Annotated in this window: 17 protein-coding genes and 2 pseudogenes; 9 read left to right on the top strand and 10 right to left on the bottom strand. The window is 73.2% G+C overall.

The features are described 5' to 3' along the window. Positions 1–142: 142 nt before the first annotated feature. The 5 genes from I5Q34_RS22715 to I5Q34_RS22695 are packed head-to-tail and all read left to right on the top strand — an operon-like array spanning position 143 to position 4,444. Positions 143–1,621 (top strand): ATP-binding protein, encoded by a 1,479-nt coding sequence (locus I5Q34_RS22715; protein WP_234429198.1) that lies wholly within the window; start codon positions 143–145, stop codon positions 1,619–1,621. A 4-nt stretch (positions 1,622–1,625) separates the two neighbouring features. After that, the gene (locus I5Q34_RS22710; protein WP_199894135.1) at positions 1,626–2,033 is read left to right on the top strand and encodes a roadblock/LC7 domain-containing protein; all 408 of its coding nucleotides are present in this window, start codon (positions 1,626–1,628) and stop codon (positions 2,031–2,033) included. Continuing rightward, positions 2,030–2,392 (top strand): DUF742 domain-containing protein, encoded by a 363-nt coding sequence (locus I5Q34_RS22705; RefSeq protein WP_199894134.1) that lies wholly within the window; start codon positions 2,030–2,032, stop codon positions 2,390–2,392. The genes I5Q34_RS22710 and I5Q34_RS22705 overlap by 4 nt, the downstream gene beginning before the upstream one ends. Then, entirely contained in the window at positions 2,373–2,996 is a 624-nt protein-coding gene (locus I5Q34_RS22700; RefSeq protein ID WP_199894133.1) for an ATP/GTP-binding protein, read from the top strand. Before I5Q34_RS22705 ends, I5Q34_RS22700 begins: the two co-directional genes overlap by 20 nt. Beyond that, positions 2,993–4,444, top strand: coding sequence for a cytochrome P450 (locus I5Q34_RS22695; protein ID WP_199894132.1), 1,452 nt, complete (start codon positions 2,993–2,995; stop codon positions 4,442–4,444). The genes I5Q34_RS22700 and I5Q34_RS22695 overlap by 4 nt, the downstream gene beginning before the upstream one ends. A gap of 281 nt (positions 4,445–4,725) precedes the next feature. On the opposite strand, the pseudogene I5Q34_RS34955 reads toward I5Q34_RS22695, so the two are convergent. Continuing rightward, positions 4,726–5,346, bottom strand: a pseudogene (locus tag I5Q34_RS34955) (terpene synthase family protein); the annotation flags it as partial. 277 nt (positions 5,347–5,623) lie between these two features. Further along, entirely contained in the window at positions 5,624–6,532 is a 909-nt protein-coding gene (locus tag I5Q34_RS22690) for a class I SAM-dependent methyltransferase (protein WP_199894131.1), read from the bottom strand. Positions 6,533–7,107: 575 nt separating this feature from the next. On the opposite strand from I5Q34_RS22690, the gene lnt reads away from it, so the two are divergent. Further along, a complete protein-coding gene (gene lnt / locus I5Q34_RS22685) occupies positions 7,108–8,652 on the top strand; it encodes an apolipoprotein N-acyltransferase (protein ID WP_199894130.1) in 1,545 nt (514 codons plus the stop codon). Here the strand turns inward: lnt and I5Q34_RS22680 are convergent. Beyond that, positions 8,624–9,529 carry a Gfo/Idh/MocA family protein gene (locus I5Q34_RS22680; protein ID WP_199894129.1) on the bottom strand — a complete coding sequence of 302 codons (906 nt, stop codon included), beginning with the start codon at positions 9,527–9,529 and terminating at the stop codon, positions 8,624–8,626. The two genes, lnt and I5Q34_RS22680, sit on opposite strands and share 29 nt — an antisense overlap. Positions 9,530–10,812: 1,283 nt before the next feature. Here I5Q34_RS22680 and I5Q34_RS22675 point away from each other — a divergent pair. Then, the gene (locus tag I5Q34_RS22675) at positions 10,813–11,505 is read left to right on the top strand and encodes a hypothetical protein (RefSeq protein WP_199894128.1); all 693 of its coding nucleotides are present in this window, start codon (positions 10,813–10,815) and stop codon (positions 11,503–11,505) included. Here I5Q34_RS22675 and I5Q34_RS22670 read toward each other — a convergent pair. Next, complete coding sequence (locus I5Q34_RS22670) at positions 11,487–12,470, bottom strand: YafY family protein (protein ID WP_199894127.1); 984 nt, start codon at positions 12,468–12,470, stop codon at positions 11,487–11,489. The genes I5Q34_RS22675 and I5Q34_RS22670 overlap by 19 nt on opposite strands. Positions 12,471–12,574: 104 nt before the next feature. Here I5Q34_RS22670 and I5Q34_RS22665 point away from each other — a divergent pair, with 104 nt between their 5' ends. After that, positions 12,575–13,000 carry a DUF3224 domain-containing protein gene (locus tag I5Q34_RS22665; protein ID WP_307811718.1) on the top strand — a complete coding sequence of 142 codons (426 nt, stop codon included), beginning with the start codon at positions 12,575–12,577 and terminating at the stop codon, positions 12,998–13,000. Between the two features lie 5 nt (positions 13,001–13,005). On the opposite strand, the gene I5Q34_RS22660 is transcribed toward I5Q34_RS22665, so the two are convergent. From I5Q34_RS22660 to I5Q34_RS22635, 6 genes and pseudogenes are all read right to left on the bottom strand, one after another. Further along, the gene (locus tag I5Q34_RS22660; RefSeq protein ID WP_199894126.1) at positions 13,006–13,734 is read right to left on the bottom strand and encodes a uracil-DNA glycosylase; all 729 of its coding nucleotides are present in this window, start codon (positions 13,732–13,734) and stop codon (positions 13,006–13,008) included. Between the two features lie 123 nt (positions 13,735–13,857). Next, positions 13,858–14,619 (bottom strand): SDR family oxidoreductase, encoded by a 762-nt coding sequence (locus I5Q34_RS22655; protein WP_199894125.1) that lies wholly within the window; start codon positions 14,617–14,619, stop codon positions 13,858–13,860. Positions 14,620–14,647: 28 nt separating this feature from the next. Next, on the bottom strand, positions 14,648–15,409 hold the full coding sequence (fabG, locus tag I5Q34_RS22650) for a 3-oxoacyl-ACP reductase FabG (protein WP_199894124.1): 762 nt from the start codon (positions 15,407–15,409) through the stop codon (positions 14,648–14,650). 164 nt (positions 15,410–15,573) lie between these two features. Next, positions 15,574–15,963, bottom strand: a complete 390-nt coding sequence (locus tag I5Q34_RS22645) for a DUF3037 domain-containing protein (protein WP_199894326.1) — start codon at positions 15,961–15,963, stop codon at positions 15,574–15,576. Between the two features lie 62 nt (positions 15,964–16,025). Then, on the bottom strand, positions 16,026–16,850 hold the full coding sequence (locus tag I5Q34_RS22640) for a HipA family kinase (protein WP_199894123.1): 825 nt from the start codon (positions 16,848–16,850) through the stop codon (positions 16,026–16,028). Positions 16,851–16,859: 9 nt separating this feature from the next. Continuing rightward, positions 16,860–17,809: pseudogene (locus I5Q34_RS22635) on the bottom strand (LysR substrate-binding domain-containing protein). A 94-nt stretch (positions 17,810–17,903) separates the two neighbouring features. Here I5Q34_RS22635 and I5Q34_RS22630 point away from each other — a divergent pair. Next, positions 17,904–18,911, top strand: coding sequence for a DMT family transporter (locus I5Q34_RS22630; RefSeq protein ID WP_199894122.1), 1,008 nt, complete (start codon positions 17,904–17,906; stop codon positions 18,909–18,911). The last annotated feature ends 107 nt before the right edge of the window (positions 18,912–19,018 follow it).

The following is a 19,018-nucleotide window of genomic DNA, read 5'->3' as shown; positions in this document are numbered from 1 at the left end:
ATTCCCGGCCAACCCGGGGACACCCCGGGGAAGTCCGGGAACCCCGCGCCGCGATCTCCCTTCGCGCACCGGCGGCGCCCCGCCCCCACGTCGCCCCCGAACCGTCCCCAAGCCCCTCATCCCCCAAGCCCCGAGGAACTCGATGGTTGGTACTGGATCGTCACCTCACGTCAGGCGGCCCGCCTCCTCCCTCATATGGCTGGTTCCACCTGTGGTGCTGGCGGTCTGCACCGTCGCCGCCGCCTTCTTCGCACCCCCCGAGGCCCGCACCCCGGCGCTCTGGTGCGGAACGGTGGCCACCGCCACCGTCGCCCTCACCACCTCGGAGGTGGCCCGCCGGGGCCGTGTGATCCACGCGCTGCGCCACCGGTGCGAACAGCAGGAGGCGGCGCTCCGGCACCGGCTGGCCCAACAGGAGGCGGAGACCCGCCGGTTGGCGCGCGAACTGCTGCCCACCGCGTTCAGGATGCTCCAGCAGGGCGCGTCCACCGACGAGGTGCTCCGCGAAGTCGCCCCGTCCCCCTCGAACGGCTCCTCGTTCGCGGCGGAACACCGCTCCGTGCTCCAGAACGTGGTGGAGGCGGTGCAGGCCGAGGAGGGCCTGCGCGACTCCGCGCACCGCGCCTTCGTCAACATCGCCCGCCGCGTCCAGGCCATCGTCCACCAACAGGCCACCGACCTGCGGGAGATGGAGGACCGGCACGGCAACAACCCCGAGGTCTTCAGCGACTTGCTGCACCTGGACCACGGGACCGCGCTGATCGGCCGCCTGGCCGACAGCATCGCCGTGCTCGGCGGCTCCCGGCCCGGCCGCCAGTGGAAGAACCCGATCCCGCTCTACAACGTGCTGCGCGGCGCCATGTCGCGGATCATGGACTACCGCAGGGTCGACCTCCACTCGGTCGCGGACGTCGCGGTGACCGGCCCCGGCGTCGAGCCGGTGATCCACGCCGCCGCGGAGCTGCTGGACAACGCCACCCGCTACTCCCCGCCGGAGACCCGGGTGCACCTGACCGCGGTGGAGATCCAGTCCGGCGTCGCCATCGAGATCGAGGACGCGGGCGTCGGGCTCACCGACGAGACCCGGCGCCGCACCGAGCAGGTGCTGGAGCTGGCGGACCGCGGCCTCGACCTCAACGACCTGGGCGAGACACCCCGCCTGGGCCTGGCCGTGGTCAGCCGGCTCGCCCGGACCTACGAGTTCCGGGTGTCGCTGCGCCCCTCGGCCTACGGCGGCGTGCGGGCCGTACTGATCATTCCGTCCCGGCTGGTGACCGCCAGCGCCACCCCCGGCGGCGAGATCGCCCGCGCCGCCACCCTGCCGCCCCCCAAGGCCAGGAAGAAGCCCGGACGTCCGCTGCCGGACCCGCCCCAGATGCCGTCCCCGTCCATGGCCGAGCACACCGCCCAGGGACTTCCGCAGCGCCGGCGGCGCGCGCTGGGCATGGCCGCCCGGGCGGCGGCCGTCGCCCCGGCCGAGGCCGCCCGGACCCCCGAGCCGGAGGCCGAGCCCACCCAGCCGGGCATCTGGCTGGCCGCCTTCACCAACGCCCTCAAGGGCGACGCTCCGGCGGGCGACCGGGGACCGACCACTGATGACCCGTCAGACGAGAAAGAGTAGTCAAGTGACGCAGCAGCGGTTCAACATGGACTGGATGCTCAAGGACCTGGCATCCAGTGTTCCTCAGACCCGCCACGTGATCGTGCTGTCCTCGGACGGCCTGCGCATGGCGCAGCACGGCACGGACACGGACGCCGCGGACCGGCTGGCCGCCGCCTGCGCGGGACTGCAGAGCCTGTCCACCGCGATCGCCGCCGAATTCCCGCACGGCGACGGCCAGATGAGGCTGGTCGTGATCGAGGTGGACGGCGGCTTCTTCTACCTCATGGCGGCCGGCGCCGGCGCGTATCTGGCGGTGCTGGCCGACGACGATGTGGACGCCGGGCTGATGGGCCAGCGGATGCGCGACCTGGTGGCGCGCATCGGCGAGCACCTCACCAGCCCGCCGCGCGTCAGCGGGCCGGTGGCATGAGCAAACCCGAACGGGCATGGGATCCCGGCAATCCGGACCGGCTGTACATCGTCACCAAGGGCGGCGGGGAGGCGGAGAAGAGCACCACCGGGCTCGACCTGGTGACCCTCATCGTCGCCCGCACGGAGACCGACCCCGGCCTCCAGCCCGAGCACGGGACGATCGTCCGCATGTGCGACTACCCGCTGTCCGTCGCCGAGATATCCGCTTATCTCACGCTGCCCGTCAGCACCGTGACCGTCCTGCTCGACGACCTGCTCTCGCGGGGTCACGTGGAGGCCAGGCCTCCGGTCCCGGTCGCTGCCCTTCCTGACGTAAGCCTCCTGGAGGCGGTGATGCATGGACTACAAAACCTCTGACCCCCACACCGGTCCCAGGAGGGAGGACATCCTCCCGGCCACCGCCGCGGCGGCGGTGAAGGTCGTCATCGTGGGCGGGTTCGGGGTGGGCAAGACCACCCTGGTCGGCACGGTGAGCGAGATCAGACCGCTTACCACCGAGGAGACGATGACCCAGGCCGGCGTCGGCGTGGACGACATCGCCGGGATCGAGCAGAAGATCGAGACCACCGTGGCCATGGACTTCGGCCGCATCAGCATCAACGAGCAGTTGGTGCTGTACCTGTTCGGGACCCCCGGGCAGGAGCGGTTCTGGTTCCTGTGGGACGGTCTCTTCGAGGGCGCCCTGGGCGCGGTGGTGCTGCTCGACACCCGCCGCCTGGAGGTCAGTTACGAGGTCGTGGGCATCCTGGAGGAGCGCGGCGTGCCCTTCGTCGTCGCCGTCAACACCTTCCCCGGTGCCCCGGTCCACCCCATCCCGGAGCTGCGGGCCGCCATGGACCTGCCCGAGTCCGTGCCCATCTTCGCCTGCGACGCCCGGGACCGCGCGTCCTGCCGCGACGCCCTGATGACCCTCATGCGCTACCTGTACCGCCTCGCACACACCACCCCGGAGCCACAGTGACCCCACCCGACGAGCACACCCGCGCCGACTCCGCGCAGGCCGCTCCCCCACCCGAGTGCCCGGCCCACGCCTACGGTTCCGGCGGCGTCGCCCGGCTGTACGGGCAGGCCGCGGAGGCCGACCCCATGGGGCTGTACGAGCAGCTGCGCGAGCGGCACGGCGCCGTCGCCCCCGTGCTGCTCAGCGGCGACGTCCCGGCCTGGCTGGTCCTCGGCTACCGGGAGAATCTGGACGTCACCCGCACCCCCTCGCGCTTCTCCCGCGACTCGCGCAACTGGCACGCCATCCAGAACGGCGAGATCGGCCCCACCCACCAGCTGGCGCCGATCTCCACCTGGCAGCCGATCTGCTCGATGGCCGACGGCGCCGCGCACGAGCGCTGGCGCGGCGCCATCAACGACTCCATGGGCCGGTTCGACCGGCGCGGGGTCCGCCGGCACATCACCCGCTTCGCCAACCAGCTGGTCGACGAGTTCTGCGCCTCCGGCGGCGCCGACCTGGTGCACGCCTTCGCCGAGCCGCTGCCCATGATGGTGATGACCCAACTCCTGGGCATGCACGAGGAGTACAGTCCCCGGCTCGTGCAGGCCGCCCGTGACATGATCAAGGGCACGGAGACCGCGGTCGCCAGCAACGCCTTCGTCCAGGAGTCGCTGGCCAGGACGGTGGCCCGCAAGCACAAGGACCCCGGGCCGGACTTCACCAGCTGGCTGCTGGAGCACCCGTCCGAGCTCTCCGACGACGAGGTCCAGCAGCACCTGCGGCTGGTGCTCATCGCCGCCTTCGAGACCACCGCCAACCTCATCGCCAACACGCTGCGGATGGTGCTGACCGACCCCCGGTGCCGGGCCAACCTGGCCGGCGGCCATATGACCCTGCCCGACGCGGTCGAGCAGACCCTGTGGGACGAGCCCCCGTTCACCACCATCCTCGGCCGCTGGGCCACCCAGGACACCGAGCTGGCCGGCCAGAAGATCAAGGCCGGGGACGCGCTCGTCCTCGGGCTCGCGGCGGCCAACGTGGACACCGCCGTCCGCCCCGACCCGACCACCCCCGTCCACGGCAACCGCTCCCACCTGGCCTTCAGCGGCGGCGCCCACGAGTGCCCCGGCCAGGACATCGGCCGGGCCATCGCGGACACGGGCATCGACGCGCTGATGACCCGCCTCCCCGACGTCCGCCTGGCGGTGGCCGAGTCGGAGCTGCGCTGGGTCTCGGCCCTGATGTCACGTCATCTGATCGCGCTGCCGGTGGCGTTCACCCCCGGCGCCCCGCAGCCGCCCGCGCCGCTGGTGCCGGCCGTCGCCGCCCCGCCCGCGGAGGACGCCGACGACGCCCGGACGCCGGCCGACGACCGGGCGGCCGCGGTCCCGGCGCCCCCGCCCTCGGGGCCGCGCCCGCGCGCCTCCTGGTGGCGGTCGCTGACCCGGTGGTTCCGCGGTGAGTGAACCGGCGGATCGAGCTGCTCCCACCACCACGCCGCGGACGGTATGGGCAGCGGGTCGGTCCGGGGATCGCTGGGGGTGTCCCGCCAGGTGATCCCGTACGTCGCCCCCGGGACCGGCAGCGCGTGGCGGTTGCGGGGGCTGGCGTAGCGCGGGGCGTCGTTCATCCACCGGATGCAGCCGGCGATGTAGTGGCCCAGCGCCTCCAGGTAGCGGGCCAGCCGGGGGCCGGCGGTGCGGGCGATCCGGCCGCGCAGGGTCAGGAAGAGGGTCATGGCGCGGTCCCGTATGGCGACGGCCTCCTCCAGGGCCCGGGCCGTGGAGGTGCCGTTGTGGTGGGCGAGCACGTTGACGAGGTTCTGGTCGGTGGTCTCGTGGTCGTCCTCCTTGGCGTAGGAGAACAGGTCGTTGTCGCAGCTCACGATGAAGCCGGCGGCCTCGGTGAGGGCCTGGACGGCGGGCGCGGAGAGCTCCTCGTCCGGGACCTCGGCGCCGCTGGCGATCTCGTTCCAGGCCAGCGAGAAGCGCGTCCCGTTGATCGACGGACGCAGGGCGACGTAGTCGGAGAGCGTGGGCATGACGCCCCGTTCGATGTTGCTGACCTGCCACGCGGCGCCGAAGAGCCAGTCGCGCATCCCCTCGGCCACCCGGCGGAGCTGGACGGGGCGGGCCACGGCGCGGGTCCGGGCCGCGAGGTCCTCCAGCGCGCGGTCGAAGGGGGAGGTGCCGAGCATCGCGGAGCCCGGCGCCTCCAGGCAGCGGGATATCCGGGCGTTGAGGTCGACGATCCGGGCCGTGTTGATGTCGGCGGCGCCGGTGTCGTGGCAGATGTCGTCGAGGGCGAAGGCCCAGTGGTTCCACTCGATGAACAGCAGCAGGGGTTCGTCGTGCCCGTGGGGGATCATCCGGCAGCTGAAGTCGGTGCTGTGGGTGGCGATGCTCCAGGCCCGGTCGGTGGCGTCGCGGAAGATGCCGCTGCGGTCCAGCCAGGCGACCGCCCGCCGCTCCAGCTCCGCGCGGCGGGGGTGGACGGCCGGTTCGATCGGGCAGTAGAAGGGCGGCAGCCGCCAGCCGATGGCCGGGGCCCGGGACGCCGCTCCGGCGGCGGGGAGGGACGTCTCCGGAGCGGCAACGGGCGTCCCGGGGGTGGTGAGGGGCGTCTCGGGGGTGGTGAGGGCCATCTCAGTCGCCCTCCATGCGGAACAGCAGCATGCGGGTCTCGACCGCGTGGTCCCGCCAGGCGCGGAACAACTTGCCGTGCGTGAGCGCCGATTCGAGCAGCCGGTCCGCGGCGATCGGGGATGGGGCGCCGGTGCGGTGCACCTTGTCCAGCTCGGCCGTGGTCCAGGCCATCGACTGCACCCAGAACTCCGCGACGCGGTCGGTGATGTCCTCGTCCTGCTCCAGCTCGAAGCCGGCGGCGCGGGCGGCCGCGATGTACTCGGCGAGGGTGCCCAGGCGCGTCTTGTAGTAGCCGTCGATGAACGTGGTCCACTCGGGCCGGCACAGGAAGTGCTCCTGGATGCCGAACCAGCCGCCGGGCCTGAGCGCCTTGGCCACGACGGCGAAGAGCCGCTCGCGGTCCATGTACCCGGAGCTCTCGATCGCCACGGCCGCGTCGTAGGCGGTCTCCTCGCGCAGGTCGTGGATGTCCCCGAGGACGGGGGTGACCAGATCCTCCACGCCGGCCTCGCGGACGAGGTCGGCCATCACGGGCACGTGCTTGGCCGTGACCGTGATCGCGGTGACGTTGCAGCCGTACTCCTGGGCCCAGTAGATGGAGCCGCCGCCGATGCCGCAGCCGATGTCGAAGAGCTGCTCCGGCGGGTTCTCCGCCACCCCCCAGGCGCGGGCGGCGTGGTCGAGGGCGGCTTCCTGCGAGGCCTTGAGCCGGTTGCGCAGGACGCGCTGCGAGACCGTGGTGTTGGGACTGAGGCCGGGCTCGAACATGCCCACATGGAAGTGGATCCGGGGACCGGGGCCGTACTTGTGAAGGATCTCGGCGGTCTTCCTGGAGTAGTAGGAGGGCACCGGGGTCTCTTCACACACCGCATCAGCAGCAGCGGTCACTTCCGCAACAAGATTGTCCATGGGACCCCTCCGAGACATCGGCTGTCGATGGATGGATGGACGGGGAGCCGTGTCCCGGAAGGGTTCCTTCTCCTCCGGTGACGACTGGATTGCCATTCGATCACATGCGCGAGTCATGCCGCCCCCCAGCAACAAGCAACCAGCGTTCCTGTCCAGTTTTGCCCGGTACCTGCCCAGGGCGGGACAGCGATAACCCGCGATACGTACCGCTGTGCGCCTTTCTGGCGCTCCACCCATGGATCACTTCCGTTCGTTTCGGAACACATAGAACCGTTTCTGCACTGCGTAGCGACCAGAAAGGCTGAAAATTGCGCGCTGTTGTCGGGGTTTTGGCCTCGGCGCAGACCGATAACCGGACGCCCGGCGGATGGCCGGATCCCGCTCATGCGTGTGGTGTGCAGGCGATCGAAGGGGGCGCTAGCACTTGTGCCCATGCGCCCTTTCACGGCGTCCTCCTGTTTCCAGCACATCCCAGTGTGTCGCACCCGCACCGGTCCGGGCGTGTCCCGGGGCCTCGCGCACACTGGAATCCGGCCGGACCGCGGCCCGGAAGGGACCTGACGAGGGAGAGTGTGATGACGCCGACGTCACCGGCGAAGGTGTCCGGGCCGACCGCCGCCGCACCCCGCTGGCGGGCCCCCGCGGCGGTGGCCGCGGGCGCGCTGCCTGCACTGACCTTCCCCGAACCCGCTCTGTGGTGGCTGGCGTACGGGGCCCTCGTCCCCTGGCTGCTGCTGGTGCGTTCGGCGCGCTCCCCGCGCCGCGCCGCGCTGGAGGGATGGCTGGGAGGCGCCGGTTTCCTGCTGGCCATCCACCACTGGCTGCTGCCGAACCTGCACATCTTCATTCTGGTACTGGCGGCGCTGCTGGGGCTGTTGTGGGTTCCCTGGGGGCTGCTGGTATGGCGGCTGCTGGGCGGGGCCCCGGGGCCCCGTCGTACCGCTGCGGCGCTCGTCGTCGTTCCGGCGGGCTGGCTGCTGGCCGAACTCATCCGCTCCTGGGAGTACTTGGGCGGGCCCTGGGCGCTGCTGGGCGCGAGCCAGTGGCAGGTTCCGGCGGCGCTCCGGCTCGCGTCGGTGGGCGGCGTCTGGCTGGTCGGCCTGCTGGTGGTCGCCGTCAACACCGCGCTGGCAGCACTCGTTTCGGCCCCCGGCGCCCGCCGGGCCGCCGGGGCGGGGCTGCTGGCGTGCGCCGCGCTGGTGGCGGGGGTGTGGTGGTGGGCGCCGGTGCCGCGGACGGCCGGGTCGGTACGGGTCGCGATCGTGCAGCCGGGCGTGGTCCCGGCGGCCGGCGACGGGGCGTGGCGGCGCTTCGACCGCGAGGAGGCGCTCACCCGCGAACTGGCCGGGCGGCGGGTCGATCTGGTGGTGTGGGGCGAGAGCAGCGTCGGCACGGACCTGGCCCGGGACGCCGGCCTGCGCGCCAGACTCGCCGCGCTCTCCCGGACCGTCGGCGCCGACCTGCTGGTCAACGTGGACGCGCGGCGCTCCGACCACCCCGGGATCTTCAAGAGCTCCGTACTGATCGGTCCGGACGGACCCACCGGCGACCGCTACGACAAGATGCGGCTGGTGCCCTTCGGCGAGTACGTCCCCTTCCGTTCGCTGCTCGGCTGGGCCACCTCCGTGGGCAAGGCGGCGGGCGAGGACCGAGGGCGGGGCGAGCGGCCGGTGGTGATGCGGCTGCCGTCGGGGGCGGGCGCCGGGCTGCGGGTCGGCCCGTTGGTGTGCTTCGAGTCCGCCTTCCCCGACATGAGCCGTCAACTGGCCCGTGACGGCGCCCAGTTGATCGTCGCGCAGTCCGCGACATCCACCTTCCAGCACAGCTGGGCCCCGGAGCAGCACGCCTCCCTCGCCGCGCTGCGGGCCGCGGAGACCTGGCGGCCGGTGGTGCACGCGACACTGACCGGCGTCAGCGCGGTCGCGGACGCGCGCGGCCGCACGGTCGGCCGGTGGGTGGGCACCGACCGCTCCGCCGCGGTCGTCTACGACGTGCCGCTGGCCGAGGGCACGAGCCCGTACGCGCGATTCGGCGACTGGCCGGTCTGGGCCGCGCTGGCGACGCTGCTCCTCTCCGCCCCCGTCCTGGCACTCAGGAAGCCTGCTCCTCCAGGGCGTTGACGACGCGCTCGCACAGCTCGTGGGTGCGCAGGGCGTCCTCGACGTCGGGCGTCTTGCCGGTGCGCACCGCTTCGAGGAAGACGTCGACGCACTGCTCGATCCCCCGCTGGCGGGCGACGGGGACCCAGTCGCCGCGTCGGCGCACGGTGGGCTGTCCCTTGTGGTCGATGACCTCGGCGAGGTTGACCACCTGCCGTTTGGAGTCCTGCCCCGAGACCTCCAGGACCTCCTCGGTCGAGCCGCTCGCCCGGTTCATGACGCCGAGGGCGGTGAAGCCGTCGCCGGAGAGCTGGAGGACGACGTGCTCGACGAGCCCGTCGCGCCCCCGCCCGCGCACGTCCACGTGCTCGACAGGCCCGGGAACGAGGAACCTCAGGGTATCGACGACGTGAATGAAGTCGTCGTAGACCAGGGTCCGGGCCTCCTCCGCCAGCCCCAGCCGGTTCTTCTGCAGGAGGATCAGGTCGCGCGGGTGGTCCAGGCACTGGACGTAGCCGGGCGCGTGACGGCGGTTGAACCCGACGGCCAGCGGGACGCCCCGCTCCCGGGCCAGCCGCACCAGGCGCTCGCACACGGCCAGTTCGGCGGCAAGGGGCTTGTCCACGTGGACCGGGACCCCGGCCTCCAGCAGCCGGGTGACGATCTCCGGGTGGGCGGCCGTCGGGGCGTGCACGAACGCCGCGTCGAGGCCGGCGGACAGGAGGGAGTCCAGGTCGGCGTGCCGCCGCTCCGGGGGGACGCGGTGGGCGTCCGCGACGCGGGTGAGGGTGCTCTGCGTACGGGTCTGCAGGTGCAGTTCGACGCCGGGCCGGGTGCCGAGCACGGGCAGGTACGCCTTCTGCGCGATGTCGCCGAGTCCGATGCAGCCGACCTTCACGGGTCCTCCTTGGTGGTGTCCGTCCGTGCAGCATACGTGCGGGTGGGGACGGGGACGGCTGTAGCCCCGACCCGGCCCTTTCGCCGTTTCCGCAGGGGCTGCGCCCCTTCGGAACCCGCGGGGACGCGGGGACGCGGGGACGCGGGGACGCGGGGACGCGCTCCGCGCGGTGGGCCCCTGCGCCCTTGCGAGGCTCCGGTGCCGGCCGGCTGCCGCAACCGCGCTTCGCGCGGTGGTCCTCAAGCGCCGGACGGGCTGTCCGGCCCGTCCGGCGCTGCTCCTCCTTCCGGGAGAGCCTGAGGACCTCGCGGCGAAGCCGCGTTGCCCCTGCGCGATGGGGGACTGCCAAGAAACGCAGCGGCGTTGGGGGGGGGGGCGGGGCGGGGGGGGGGGGCCCCGGGCGCGGGGGGGGGGCGGGGGGGGGGGCGGGCGCCCCCCCCGGGGGGGGGGGGGGGGGCCCCCCCGCGCGGGGGGGGGGGCCCGCCCGGCCCGCCGCTGCTCCTCCTTCCGGGAGAGCCTGAGGACCTCGCGGCGAAGCCGCGTTGCCCCTGCGCGATGGGGAACTGCCAAGAAACGCAGCGGCGTTGACAAGCCGGGGCGGATCCCCGATCCAGCCCGTCCGGCGTTTGAGGACCACCGCGCGAAGCGCGGTTGCAGGATCCGGGGCGGAGCCCGCAACCAGCCTGTCCGGGGGTGCCCTCCGGGGAGCCTGAGGACAAAACAGCAGCCGCTTTGCGGGGCCCGGGGCGGAGCCCCGAACCGGGGCACAGGGGGTGAAGGACACGACCCCCTCCGAAGCCCGGGCACAGCCCCCTCCGGAGCCCAGGCACGCCCCTCTCCGGAGGCCCAGGTACGCCCCTCTCCGGAGGCCCAGGTACGCCCCCCTCCGGAGGCCAGGCATGGCCCCCTCCGGGGTCCAGGGGCGGAGCGCCCGAGGTGCGGGGGCGGAGCGTCCGAAGTGCAGCCCGTCGAGATCGCGGGCGCGCCCCCTCCGGGGGCCAGGGGCGAAGCCCCGGTGGGGTGCAGGGGCGGAGCCCCGCAGGGGTGCAGGGGGCGGAGCCCCCGCCCACCGCGCGGAGCGCGGATCGGCGCGGCCCGCGCCACGCGGGGTTACGAAGGGGCGCAGCCCCTGCGGAAACGGTGAAAGGGCGGGGCTGGGGAAAACTCCCCCACCCGCACCACGGCGCAGAGGCGCACCCCACCGCGCCCCCACCCACCCCCCACCCCACCATCACCCCCACGGGGAGTTCCCAACACCCCCCACAAAGACCAGCGTTGGTGGGATGCGCAAACTCCCCGCAGCCACCCTCCTCATGGCGCTGGCCACCCTCACCCCCACCACCGGCTGTGTCTCCCTCTCCCCCCACCCGCCCCACCGCCCCGGCACACCCCACACCGCCGACCAGAACGCCATCGTCCCGGGACGAAACCGCGAATCCCTGGTCGACACCGGCCCGGGGACATCACACGACCCGACCGCCCCCGGCGCCCCGGCCCCCGCCGAGGAAGGCCACCGGTCCCCGGGCCCCTTCCCGGACACCCCCACCGACCCCACCGACCCCTCCCACACCCGGGACTTCACCGACACCACCACAAACCCCAGCACCGACACGGACACCGACCCCGACACCGACCCACCCGACGAACCACACCGCCCTCGCCACCCCCCACCCCCCGACCGCCACTCGGACGCCCCTCCACCCCCTACCTCGGCCGCACCCCCACCTCCACCACCCCCTCCCCCACCACGGGAAGCCCCCGCTCCCCCACCCCCACCCTCACGCCACGCCGACCCCGCCCCGGAACCCCGGCACCCCGCCCCCGACCCGCCGCGCCGCCCGGCACCCGCACCGCCCGCCGCCCCTCCCGCACCGCCCCCGGCGCGTTCCGGCACCTGCGCGCTCGGCGAGCGCTACGGCCGCTGGCAGCCGGGCAGCGACGCCTCGCGCATCTGCCGTCAGGTGTACGGACGTTGATACCGGCCGGCGAGCGCGGCGACCGCCTCCCCGACCGCCGCCCGCAACTCCGCCGGCCCCAGCACCTCCGCCTCCGCCCCGAGCCCCAGCACGTCGTGGACGGCCACCCGCAGCGTCTCGACGGGCAGCGTCACCGTCACCCGCCCCTCCGCGTCCGGCGCACCCGCCCCTTCCACGGCCCGCCTCCCCTCGGCCCCGAACTTCATGGGCAGCAGCGCGAGTCCGGCCGGGGCGAGGCGCAGCAGGGCCTCGCCCTGGAGGCGCGCGTCCTCCAGCCGCCGCGCGGACCGGCGCCAGTGGTCGGCGAGCTCGAAGCCGGCCGGCCGCTCGAAGCGCCCGTCCAGCAGTTCCGCGGCGAGGACCCGGCCGACCCGGTACGTACGGACGACGTCCTCCCCCGAACCCGACCGGGCCACGAGGTACCAGATGCCGCCCTTGAGCACGAGCCCCAACGGCTCCAGCTCCCTGCGCACTTCGCCCTTCCAGCGCCGGTAGTGCAGGCGCAGCACGCGCTGCCGCCACACCCCCTCGGCGAGGGTCGCCAGGTGCGGTACGGGCTCGGGGTCCCGGAACCACGCGTCGGCGTCGAGGTGGAAGCGTTCCTGGACCCGGCGGGCCCGGTCGCCGAGCCCGGCGGGCAGCGCCGCTTCCAGCTTCAGGCGCGCGGCGGCGAGGTCGGCGCCCAGCCCCAGTTCGGCGGCGGCGCCGGGCACGGTGGCCAGGGCGAGGGAGCCGGCCTCGTCCTCGGTGAGGCCGGTCAGCCGGGTGCGGTAACCGTCGAGCAGGGAGTACCCGCCGTCGGGGCCTCGGTCGGCGCGGACGGGGACGCCGGAGGCGCCGAGCGCCTCGACGTCCCGGTAGACCGTGCGGACGGAGACCTCCAGCTCCGCCGCGAGTTCGGGAGCGGTCATGCGCCCCCGGTTCTGAAGCAACAGAAGCAACGAGAGCAGTCGGTCGGCACGCACCCCGGCATTCTTCAGCATCCCCCGCCCGTACCTGACAGAAGGTGTCAGGTACGGGCGACAGGGTGGTGGGCGTCGCCAAACCGGCACCACCGAAAGGCCCCGTCATGACCATGCACACCACCACCGCCACCGCCACCACCGGTACCTTCACCTTCGACGGCTGGGACGAGGAGGAACTCGCCCGGACCCCGGACGGAACCCGCCTCGCCCGGGCCGCGGTGCGCAACACCTACACCGGCGCCATCGAGGCGGCCGGCACCCACTGCGCGTACACGATCGTCTACCACCCGGACGGGACGGGCTCGTTCACCGGCCATCAGCAGTTCGACGGCTCGGTCGGCGGCCGGCGCGGCTCCTTCGTGGTGCGCGAGAGCGGCACCTTCGACGAACGGGGCGCGGTGCGCTGCTCGTTCGAGGTGGTGGCCGGCTCGGGCGGCGGCGAGCTGGCCGGTCTGACGGGCGGCGGGGAGTTCACGGCGGAGCACGGCGTCAAGGCCGTGCCCTACCGCTTCGCGCACGCACCGGCCTGAGCCGCTCAGACCTCCAGGTCCGGGATCCGCCAGTCGACCGGCTCGTGGCCCTGGGCCTGGATCGCCTCGTTGATCTGGGAGAAGGGGCGGCTGCCGAAGAAGCGCTTGGCCGACAGCGGCGAGGGGTGGGCGCCCTTGACGACGGTGTGCCGCGACTCGTCGATCAACGGCAGCTTCTTCTGGGCGTAGTTGCCCCAGAGGACGAAGACGGCCGGGTCGGGCCGGGAGACGACGGCGCGGATCACCGCGTCGGTGAACTTCTCCCAGCCCTTGCCCTTGTGGGAGTTGGGCTCCCCGCCACGGACCGTCAGCACCGCGTTGAGCAGCAGGACTCCCTGCTGGGCCCAGGGCAGCAGATAGCCGTTGTCGGGGATGTCGTAGCCGAGCTCCTCGCGCATCTCCTTGTAGATGTTGCGCAGGGAGGGCGGCGTCCTGACGCCGGGGCGGACCGAGAAGGACAGCCCGTGCCCCTGGCCGGCGCCGTGGTAGGGGTCCTGGCCGAGGACGAGGACCTTGACCCGCTCGTAGGGGGTGGCCTCCAGCGCGGCGAAGACCTCGCCGCGCGGCGGGTACACCGGGGCCTTCGTCCGCTCCTCCTCGACGAAGTCGGTGAGCTCCCTGAAATAGGGCTTCTCCAGCTCCTCGCCGAGGACTGCGCGCCAGGACTCGGGCAGCACGTCGGTGACCGTCACGTCAGCAACCTCCGGGGTTGTTCTTGAACTCGGGGAGAACATACCGGGGGCCACTGACAACGACGGTCCCGCGCCCGACGAAGAGGCTCGGACCAAGAGGCTCGGACCAAGAAGCGAAGAAGCTCGGACGAAGAAGCTCGGACGAAGAAGCCCGGACGAAGGGCCTCAGACCCCGGCGTTCAGGAACAGCCCCCCGTCCACGACGAGCGTCTGTCCGGTGACCCACCCGGCGGCGTCCGAGAGCAGGAACGCGGCCGCCCCGGCCACGTCCTCCGGGACGCCGAGGCGGCCCAGCGGGTAGGACGCGGTGGCCTCCGCCTCGCGTCCCTCGTAGAGGGCGGCGGCGAACTTCGTCTTCACCACGGCGGGCGCGATGGAGTTGACGCGCACCTTCGGGGCCATCTCGTGGGCGAGCTGGAGGGTGAGGTTGGCCATGGCGGCCTTGCTCATGCCGTAGACGCCGACGAAGGGGGAGGCGGCGAGGCCGGCGATGGAGGTGACGTTGACGATCGCCCCGCCGTTCTCCTTCTGCCAGGCGTGCCAGGTGCGCTGGGCGAAGCCGAGCGCGGAGACGACGTTGGTCTCGAAGACCTTGCGGGCGACGGCGAGGTCGGTGTCGGCGATGGGGCCGAACACCGGGTTCGTCCCCGCGTTGTTGACGAGGTAGTCGACGCGGCCGAAGCGTTCCATCGCGGCGTCGACCGCGGCGGCCTGATGGGCCTCGTCGTGCGCCTTGCCGGGCACGCCGAGCGCCCGGCCGGCGCCGAGCGAGGCGACGGCGTCCTTCAGCGCCTCCTCGTTGCGGCCGGTGATGACGACGCTGTCGCCGCGGGCGACGAGGGCCTCGGCGATGGCGTGGCCGATGCCGCGGCTCGCCCCGGTGATCAGCGCCACCCGGCCGGTGCCGGCGGGCTCCTGTGCGGTCATGCTGCTGCTCCCGTTCAGTAGGGCAGATTCAGTCGAGCGGCCCGCCGGCCACGTACAGGACCTGGCCGGAGACGAAGCCGGCGCTCTCCCCGGCGAAGAAGGCGATGGCCTCGGCGACGTCCTCGGGCCGGCCCACCCGGCCGACCGGGATCTCCTTGGCCGCGGCGGCCTGGAGGTCCTCGAAGCCCACGCCGATGCGCGCCGCGGTGGAGGCGGTCATGTCGGTGGCGATGAAGCCGGGGGCGACGGCGTTGACGGTGACGCCGAACTTGCCGAGCTCCTTGGCGAGGGTCTTGGTGAAGCCCTGCAGACCGGCCTTCGCGGCGGAGTAGTTGGCCTGGCCGCGGTTGCCGAGGGCGGAACTGCTGGAGAGGTTGACGATGCGGCCCCAGCCGGCGTCCACCATGTGCTTCTGGCAGGCGCGCGCCATCAGGAACGCGCCGCGCAGGTGCACGTTCATGACCGTGTCCCAGTCGCTGTCGCTCATCTTGAACAGCAGGTTGTCGCGGAGCACGCCGGCGTTGTTGACGAGCACGGCGGGTGCGCCGAGTCCGTCCGCCACCCGGGCGACGGCGGCGGCGACCTGGTCGGCGTCGGAGACGTCGCAGCCGACGGCGAGGGCCGTGCCGCCGGCCTCGGTGATGCGCTCCACGGTGCCGGCGCAGGCCGCCTCGTCGAGGTCGAGGACGGCGACCGCGTACCCGTCCCGGGCCAGGCGCAGGGCCGTCGCGGCGCCGATGCCCCGGGCCGCGCCGGTGACGACGGCCACCCGTCGCTCGGTGGTGGTCATGCCGTTTCTCCTCACCTCGATGGCGGCTCCCCCGCCCGGGACCGGTGGGTCCGTACGGACGGACCACGGGGAACAGCGGGTGAGCAACCGCTTAGTAGCTTCGGCCGATCAGACGCTAGAAGCCCGGCCACCGGCTGTCAACGCCTCTGTACGCCACGGGAGTCCTACCTCACCAGCAGGTCGAGCAGACGCTCCGGTTCCGCCCGGGGGTCGCAGGTCAGCCCGGTGTGCACCGGACCGGGCTGGACGACCGTGCTGCGCGGCGCGATCAGCCAGCGGAAACGCCGTCCGGCGTCGTCGCACGCGGCCTGGCCCGCGCGCTCCCCGCCGGCGCAGATCCCCTCGACGGCGTGCAGCGCGGCCCGGACGCCCGCCACGTCGGCCGTCGGGTCGAGGGCGAGCAGGCGCCGCTCGTCCAGATGGACGCGGGCCTCGACGAAGGACTCCGCCTGGCAGTAGACGACGACGCCGGCGTTGATCTGCTCCCCGCGCTCGACGCGGGGGACGACGCGCAGCAGCGCGTACTCGAAGACTTCACGTTCTTTGGGATCCATGCCGCCCTTGGGGTCCATGCCGCCCTTGGGCCCCACGTTGCCCTGGTGGTTCATGCGGTTCGTCACTTCCCGGCCTTCCTGTCCAACCTGACCCGCACCCACTCGGGCGCCTGCGAGGGCCCGTCCGCGCTGCGCTCACCGATGGCGATCCGCTCGCCGATGGTGGCGGCGCGGTCCCGCAACACCTCGACGTAGGCCCGGCGCACGGCGTCCGGGCCGGTGAAGCCCGGCTCGTCGGCCAGCCATTCGTCCGGGACGTCGGCGACGACCTCGGTCAGCAGCTCCTCGGTCACCCGCGGGGCCAGCTCGGCGGCGGCCCCGGCGAGGTCCGGGCCGAAGGTGGCCAGGACGTGGTCGGAGGCGTCGTACGCCTTGGCCGCGGTGGCCGGCGCGGACGGCCAGTTGTGGTGCCAGATCATCGTCGCGCCGTGGTCGATGAGCCACAGCGCGCCGTGCCACACCAGGAGGTTGGGGTTGCGCCAGGAGCGGTCGACGTTGCCCACCAGCGCGTCGAACCACACCACGCGTCCGGCCTCGACGGCGTCCGTCTCGAAGGCGAGCGGGTCGAAACCGAGGGCGCCGGGGAGGTAGTCCATGCCGAGGTTGAGCCCGCCGCTCGCCTTGAGCAGCCCCTGCACCTCCGGGTCGGGCTCGGCGCGGCCGATGACCGGGTCCAGCCAGATGCCCACCAGGTCCGGGACGCGCAGGCCGAGCGCCCTGGCCAGTTGTCCGCAGATCACCTCGGCGACGAGGGTCTTGCGGCCCTGCCCGGCCCCGGTGAACTTCATGACGTAGGTCCCGAGATCGTCGGCCTCGACGATGCCCGGCAGCGAGCCGCCCTCACGCAAGGGCGTGACGTAGCGGATGGCGGTGACTTCGGGGAGCATCGCCCCAGGTTACTGCGGGGGCGCGGGGGTTCCGCGCGCCCCCGGCCGCGGGCCCTGCCCGGCGGCCGCCCGGCCGGCCTCGCACAGCGCCGCGACGGCGGCCCGCACCGAGGGCCGGTCACCGGCGCCGGTGCGCCAGACGGCGAAGACGTGACGGCACATCGCGTGCCGCACGGGCACCATGCGCACCCCGTCGGGGACGGGTCCGCGGCCCAGCCGGGGCGAGACGACGACCCCGAAGCCGGCGGCGACCAGGGCGAGCCGGGTGTGGTGCTCGTCGGCCATGTGCGAGATCCGGGGCTCGATGCCCTTGCCCCGCAGGGTGCACAGCAGCCAGTCGTGGCAGAACTCGCCCTTGGGCCAGGAGACCCACTCGCCGCCCGCGAAGTCCTCCAGGACGACGTCGTCGCGGTCGGCGAGCAGGTGGCCGTCCGGCACCGCCACGTCGACGGGGTCGTCGAGGATCGCGGCCTTCGACAGCCCGGCGGGCAGGGTCGTCGGCCGGTTGTCCCAGTCGAGGACGACGGCCAGGTCGAGGTCGCCGCGCTCCACCCGGCGCACGGCCTCCTCGGGCCGCATCTCCTCCAGGCCGACGGTCAGCCGGGGGTGTTCGGCGCGCAGCCGGGCGAGTGCCGTCGGCAGCACCCCACGGGCGGCCGTCGGGAAGGCGCCGAGCAGCAGCTCGCCGATGGCCTGGCCGCGCTGCGCCTCCAGGTCCGCCCGGGCGAACCCGACCTGGGTGAGGATGCGCGCCGCATGGGCGGCGAGCAGCCGTCCCGCGTCGGTGAGGCGCACCCGCGGCCCTGCTTGGCCAGCAGCTTCTGGCCGGTCTCCCGTTCCAGCTCGGCCAGTTGCCGGGAGACGGCGGAGGTGGTGACGTGCAGTCCGTCGGCCGCCCTGCCGACCGAGCCGTAGCGTGCGACGGCGTCGAGGGTCCGCAGGCGTTCGAGGTTCAACACCTCAGCGATACTTCAACACCTCAGCGATGCTAATCGATTGCCCCGACCATTATTTGCTTGTCCTAAGGGGATGGGCGCGAGATCTTGTGTGATCATGACGACCGTCACCCCACGCTCCTCCACCGCCCCATCTGTCTCTTCCGCCACCACCCCGCGCTCGTCCACCGTGGACTGGCGCATCCGCTTCGGCGCGCTGGCCCTCGTCTGGGGCTTCAGCTTCCTGTTCATGAGGCTGGGGACGGACGGCTACGCCCCGCTCTTCGTCTCCCTCGGCCGCATGCTCTTCGGCACGGCGGTGCTCGCCCTGTTCCTCGCCCTCCGCCGGGAGCGGCTGCCCCGGGCCCGGCGCACCTGGGCGCACCTGACGGTCGCGGCGTTCCTGCTCAACGCCCTGCCCTTCTCGTTGTTCGCCTACTCGGAACTGACGATCCCCTCCTCGCTCGCGGGCATCTGCAACGCCACCACCCCGCTGTGGGGCATGGTGCTCTCGCTCGTGGCGCTCTCCGAGGACCGGCCGACGCGACGCCGGTTCGCGGGCCTCGTCCTGGGCTTCGCCGGGGTGCTCATCGTGCTCGGCGCCTGGAAGGGGTTCTCCGGGCAGGACCCCCGGGGCACCGCGATGGCGCTGACGGCCTCCGCCAGTTACGCGGTCGGCTGGATCTATGTGAGACGCACGCTCTCGGGCACGGGCGAATCCCACCTCTCCCTGTCCACCGGCCAGTTGCTGATAGGAACCGTCCAACTGGCAGTGGTCGCGCCCCTGGCCGCACCGCTGCCGTCCTCCTTCCACCTCGTGCCGGTGCTGGCGATCGCCGCGCTGGGCGCGCTGGGCACGGGTCTGGCCATGCTCGTCCAGTACGGCCTGGTGGCCGAGGTCGGCCCCACGACCGCGGCGCTGAGCACGTACTTCATCCCGGTGGTGGCGACGGCGGCCGGGGCGGCCCTGCTGGACGAACAGCTCAGCTGGAACACCCCCGTGGGCGCGGCCGTGGTACTGGCCGGAGCGGCCCTCACCCAGACCCGGGGCCCCCGCTCCGCAAAGCCCCGGGCCAACGCCGCGCCGACCGGCAAACGACCGGAGGGCGAGCCCCTCGTCCGCTAGCACCATTCAGCCGGTCCGGCGTTTGAGGACAGCGCCCGAAGGGCGCTTCAGGGGTCCAGGGGGCGAAGCCCCCCGGCGGCGTGCAGGGGCGGATCCCCCGCTCACCG

Origin of the sequence: Streptomyces sp. AV19, assembly GCF_015999245.1 — a bacterium.
In the GTDB taxonomy this organism is placed as follows: Bacteria; Actinomycetota; Actinomycetes; order Streptomycetales; family Streptomycetaceae; genus Streptomyces.
Note: the sequence above shows the minus strand (reverse complement) of the source record. Positions and strands in the feature narration are given on the sequence as shown.

What these genes read in the sequence shown, in the direction of transcription:
- I5Q34_RS22640 (WP_199894123.1), bottom strand. Translation starts at nt 16,850, where the DNA reads ATGCTCCCCGAAGTCACCGCCATCCGCTACGTCACGCCCTTGCGTGAG.
- I5Q34_RS22645 (WP_199894326.1), bottom strand. Translation starts at nt 15,963, where the DNA reads ATGGATCCCAAAGAACGTGAAGTCTTCGAGTACGCGCTGCTGCGCGTC.
- I5Q34_RS22665 (WP_307811718.1), top strand. Translation starts at nt 12,575, where the DNA reads ATGACCATGCACACCACCACCGCCACCGCCACCACCGGTACCTTCACC.
- I5Q34_RS22700 (WP_199894133.1), top strand. Translation starts at nt 2,373, where the DNA reads ATGGACTACAAAACCTCTGACCCCCACACCGGTCCCAGGAGGGAGGAC.
- I5Q34_RS22675 (WP_199894128.1), top strand. Translation starts at nt 10,813, where the DNA reads ATGCGCAAACTCCCCGCAGCCACCCTCCTCATGGCGCTGGCCACCCTC.
- I5Q34_RS22690 (WP_199894131.1), bottom strand. Translation starts at nt 6,532, where the DNA reads ATGGACAATCTTGTTGCGGAAGTGACCGCTGCTGCTGATGCGGTGTGT.
- I5Q34_RS22715 (WP_234429198.1), top strand. Translation starts at nt 143, where the DNA reads ATGGTTGGTACTGGATCGTCACCTCACGTCAGGCGGCCCGCCTCCTCC.
- fabG (WP_199894124.1), bottom strand. Translation starts at nt 15,409, where the DNA reads ATGACCACCACCGAGCGACGGGTGGCCGTCGTCACCGGCGCGGCCCGG.
- I5Q34_RS22655 (WP_199894125.1), bottom strand. Translation starts at nt 14,619, where the DNA reads ATGACCGCACAGGAGCCCGCCGGCACCGGCCGGGTGGCGCTGATCACC.
- I5Q34_RS22705 (WP_199894134.1), top strand. Translation starts at nt 2,030, where the DNA reads ATGAGCAAACCCGAACGGGCATGGGATCCCGGCAATCCGGACCGGCTG.
- lnt (WP_199894130.1), top strand. Translation starts at nt 7,108, where the DNA reads ATGACGCCGACGTCACCGGCGAAGGTGTCCGGGCCGACCGCCGCCGCA.
- I5Q34_RS22630 (WP_199894122.1), top strand. Translation starts at nt 17,904, where the DNA reads ATGACGACCGTCACCCCACGCTCCTCCACCGCCCCATCTGTCTCTTCC.
- I5Q34_RS22660 (WP_199894126.1), bottom strand. Translation starts at nt 13,734, where the DNA reads ATGTTCTCCCCGAGTTCAAGAACAACCCCGGAGGTTGCTGACGTGACG.